The sequence below is a fragment of the Ligilactobacillus sp. genome, assembly GCF_036846325.1.
In the GTDB taxonomy this organism is placed as follows: domain Bacteria; phylum Bacillota; class Bacilli; order Lactobacillales; family Lactobacillaceae; genus Ligilactobacillus.
Window position 1 is genome coordinate 1 of sequence record NZ_DAIUCE010000164.1, and the last position, 514, is coordinate 514.

The following is a 514-nucleotide window of genomic DNA, read 5'->3' on the forward strand; positions in this document are numbered from 1 at the left end:
TATACTACTCTAGCACATCTGCCATAACTAGTAACCAGCATATCGTGTTTTTTCAAAAAGTTCATCAAAACTTTCAATTTCCACCATTCTAAAAAGCAGAGCCTGAAATTTGCATCTACCCGCAGGTAATGCCATCAAAGCTCTGCATCCTAGGCTCTGGCCTTGCTTTTTCTTTTGCCGTTGATTCTGTCGATTTCCTCCTGAATGATGTTGCCGAAGGTCTTCTTGTCGACTTCGACCTTCTGGGCGGCGACGGACTTGTCGGCGAAGGCATCAAACACGGTCTGCTTTTCCTCCAGCAGTTCCGTGACACGCTCGTCGACGGTGTCGGACGCGAGAAGCCTGTAGACAAGGACGTTTCTGGCCTGGCCCATGCGGTAGGCACGGGAGATGGCCTGGCTTTCGATGGAAGGCTTCAGCTGGGGTTCGCAGATGATCACGACGCTGGCGGACTGAATGTTGAGACCTGTGCCGCTGGCGACAATCTGGGCGACAAGAACCTGACCGGCGGGGG

1 protein-coding gene is annotated in these 514 nt (G+C 52.5%); it reads right to left on the reverse strand.

What is annotated here, in order from left to right; all coding sequences use genetic code 11:
• Window positions 1–149: 149 nt before the first annotated feature.
• The coding region (locus tag V7Z60_RS09730; RefSeq protein WP_334117615.1) for a helicase-related protein at window positions 150–514 on the reverse strand (365 nt) is incomplete at its 5' end.